The 3042-nt window shown below is 42.5% G+C and carries 4 protein-coding genes; 3 read left to right on the forward strand and 1 reads right to left on the reverse strand.

From position 1 onward, the window contains the following. Window positions 1-82 precede the first annotated feature (82 nt). Both ACI35L_RS05285 and ACI35L_RS05290 read left to right on the forward strand, forming a co-directional pair. The gene (locus ACI35L_RS05285) at window positions 83-643 is read left to right on the forward strand and encodes a TetR/AcrR family transcriptional regulator (RefSeq protein ID WP_439802394.1); all 561 of its coding nucleotides are present in this window, start codon (window positions 83-85) and stop codon (window positions 641-643) included. A 109-nt stretch (window positions 644-752) separates the two neighbouring features. Next, on the forward strand, window positions 753-1253 hold the full coding sequence (locus ACI35L_RS05290; protein ID WP_049670427.1) for a CarD family transcriptional regulator: 501 nt from the start codon (window positions 753-755) through the stop codon (window positions 1251-1253). A 53-nt stretch (window positions 1254-1306) separates the two neighbouring features. Here the strand turns inward: ACI35L_RS05290 and ACI35L_RS05295 are convergent, their stop codons facing one another. Next, window positions 1307-1507, reverse strand: a complete 201-nt coding sequence (locus ACI35L_RS05295) for a cold-shock protein (protein WP_049670426.1) — start codon at window positions 1505-1507, stop codon at window positions 1307-1309. A 993-nt stretch (window positions 1508-2500) separates the two neighbouring features. Between ACI35L_RS05295 and ACI35L_RS05300 the strand changes: the two genes are divergently transcribed. Further along, window positions 2501-2761: a hypothetical protein gene (locus tag ACI35L_RS05300; protein ID WP_439802395.1), complete on the forward strand. Its 261-nt coding sequence runs from the start codon at window positions 2501-2503 to the stop codon at window positions 2759-2761. The last annotated feature ends 281 nt before the right edge of the window (window positions 2762-3042 follow it).

The following is a 3042-nucleotide window of genomic DNA, read 5'->3' on the forward strand; positions in this document are numbered from 1 at the left end:
TTACCACACAATTCAATCATTTGGGGGTACTGGATTATTTTTGATATAATAAAGACAGACCGGTTGGTATGGAGGTGCCTGTTTGTTGGAAACAAAATCACGAATCATTGAAACCGCTACGGTCCTTTTTCAGCAAAAGGGCTATAAAGGAGTGGGATTAAACGAACTCCTCCGAGAATGCAGCATTACGAAAGGCTCACTATACCACCATTTCCCGAACGGCAAGGAGGAGCTGCTCATTGCATGCCTCCATTCATTGAACGAATCAATCACCAGCCAAATTGAGGACATCTTCGCTCAGCATACGAGTGCGCTTGTAGCCGTTACGGCCATGATTGACATGCTGATCGCCCAGTATGAGGAGACAGGCACGATTACCGGCTTCACCGTCAGCAGCATGGTCAGCGAGATGGCTAGTTTAAGCGACCCGGTTCGTGCGGCATGCGCCCAATTGTATGAGAACCTGCAGGTCATCTATTCACAGAAATTAATGGCTGAAGGATTCACAGAAACAGCAGCACAGACAACCGCTGTCAGCTTAAGTGCCATCATTGAGGGCGGCATGATGCTTTGCCTTGCCCAGAAATCGGCTGAGCCGCTGCGAATCGTCGCAAATACGATTGCCAAGATGTTAAGGGATTGACAAAGGAACGGCAATGGACTGCCGAAAAGAGAAGACGGCTATTCATCTATTATTTTATTAATATACGGTTACTTGGAAAGAAGGTAACCAACAGGGAGGCAATATTTATATGTATTCGATTGGGGAGAAGGTCTTTTACGGAATACACGGCGTATGCATCATCGAAGATATTCAGGAGCAGAGCTTCATGGGGCCAAAGGCGCCTTACTACACCTTGCGCTCCTACCAGAATGAGTCACTGCAATTATACCATCCAGTAGAATGTGAGAATTCAAAGCTATCGCCTATCATTACGGCTAAGACAGCTGAGGAGATTCTTCAGGTCTTCACGCAGCCTGCAAGCGAGTGGAATGAGCGTCCGACATTCCGGAACCATAAATACCAGGATGCACTGGACTCAAGTGATCATTTTGAGATCGCCCAAATGGTCAATACGATCATCCGCAGGAAATACGAGCTTGCCGCGATCGACAAGAAGCTGCCAAGCCAGGATGCCCAGACGCTTATGAAGGTATCCCCTATCCTTTATGAAGAACTAGCCCTCAGCCTCGAGACAACAGCCGAACGAATCGCTAAACGGATTGAAGAGCTGATCCGCCAGAACCCTTAAGAAACGAACAAAACCAGATTCCCTGTTTGAGAATCTGGTTTTTTCATGGTTTCTTATAGTTTTTCTACATTCGCAGCTTGAGGACCACGTTGTCCTTCTTCTACCGCGAAGCTAACAGACTGGCCTTCTTCTAAAGTCTTGAAGCCCTCGCCTTGAATCGCAGAATAGTGCACGAATACGTCAGAACCTGCTTCGCGCTCGATGAATCCAAAACCTTTTTCTGCATTAAACCATTTTACTTTACCTTGTTCCATATCTTTCTTTCCTCCTAGTGCCATAGCACATAAAGTGTTACTATTCCTGCTCAGGCGCTTTAGATCATGTGAATCTAATACAAAAGAACAAAAAATAATACTCTTTAAGTATAATGTGAAATCGCTTCCAAATCAAAGGAAACTTTTCGCCACTTTTCGCAAAAGATAGAAGATTTTTGTCATTTTAAAAGACTACCAGTCAACCAATCCTACAAAAAAAGAGCCGAAAACCCTTGATATTACTAGGTTTTCAGCTCACCCCTCCTTTTGGACCTACTAACAGGATATCCTCATACCTTTCATATCTAACAAATTTGTCATTAAGCCTATACACCCGAATAAACCCTATATCAAGCACTGGATACGGGCTCAAGTGCACTTTTGCCTCTCGTCCCATCTCCCATAAGTCATGTTTCGACATTCCTCTTGAAATCTCCCCGCCGTACCTCTCCTTTCCAAGAGTCAGATGGGGAACGAAATCATCCAACTCAAAATTATGCGTAACCAGCTCCGGCGAGGGCGAGACTGCCTGCAGATTGTCCGCTTACATACAGAATCGATTCCCCGGAATATGCCGGTTCCCCATCACCACACGGAAAGGCTTAACCCTCTTACATACCTCGCGAACCCGTTCAAGCCAGGCTAAATCGTGCGAGAGCCCGCCCTTTGTCTTTAAGGTAAGGTGATATGTGGCTCCACGCCTGATTTTTCCATCCGTCTGCTCTGGAACTGCTCAACGAGACAAATAACTAAAAACTCCTCGCTGGTATCGGTCGGAGAGCCAAAATGATTCCAATAATGGTTTTTAAGCTGACATGATTTGATGAATTTAAATAAACCTATAACCGAGTTTGAAACACAAGGAAAATTACTTCAAGGATAAGCTTGATTTATGAAAAGGATATTTTCGTAAAAACTATATTTTAAAATTAATTGGATTATTTTGGAACCAGCAATATATAATGATAGTATTATGAAAATAGGAGGTTTAAAATGAAAAATAGTTCATCAATTATCATCGGTTTAGCAATAATAATAGGTTTCACTATTTTAGGTATTTTTCAAATGGTCATATCCGAAAATAAATCAAATGAAGCCGGTGTTAGCGGTGAATACAGGTATGATCTGGTTCCTGCTAATGACAATAATATCATTATTTTTGACAAGCAATCAGGAGAATATTGGAATAAATTTATACCACTTGACGAAGGACCTACAAATTGGGAAAAGGGCGATTCTCCAATAAAAAAGTAGTGAAAAAAACAATAATGATTCAATCAAAGACTTACACTTTTCAAAGTAGGCTCACTTATCAGACAAACTAAAACACCTCTCGTAGCTGGGACCTTTTGACTCTATGACACTCTTAATTCGTTCCTTAATATCCACACAATCACTCTATAAAAATAGAGCGCCCACCCGCTTTGAACAGGTTGGCGCTCTGATTACTTATATTTCTTCGTCAATGCCATTATCACGCCGATTGGAAAGTACAAAATCGCCGCAATCCCGAACAGCAAACCTTTTTTCTTCAT

The sequence above is a fragment of the Pradoshia sp. genome (assembly GCF_051873915.1).
GTDB lineage: Bacteria > Bacillota > Bacilli > Bacillales > Pradoshiaceae > Pradoshia.

Bases quoted from the DNA above. Each gene is read 5' to 3' on its own strand.
- ACI35L_RS05290 (WP_049670427.1), top strand. From the start codon at position 753: ATGTATTCGATTGGGGAGAAGGTCTTTTACGGAATACACGGCGTATGC.
- ACI35L_RS05295 (WP_049670426.1), bottom strand. From the start codon at position 1,507: ATGGAACAAGGTAAAGTAAAATGGTTTAATGCAGAAAAAGGTTTTGGA.
- ACI35L_RS05300 (WP_439802395.1), top strand. From the start codon at position 2,501: ATGAAAAATAGTTCATCAATTATCATCGGTTTAGCAATAATAATAGGT.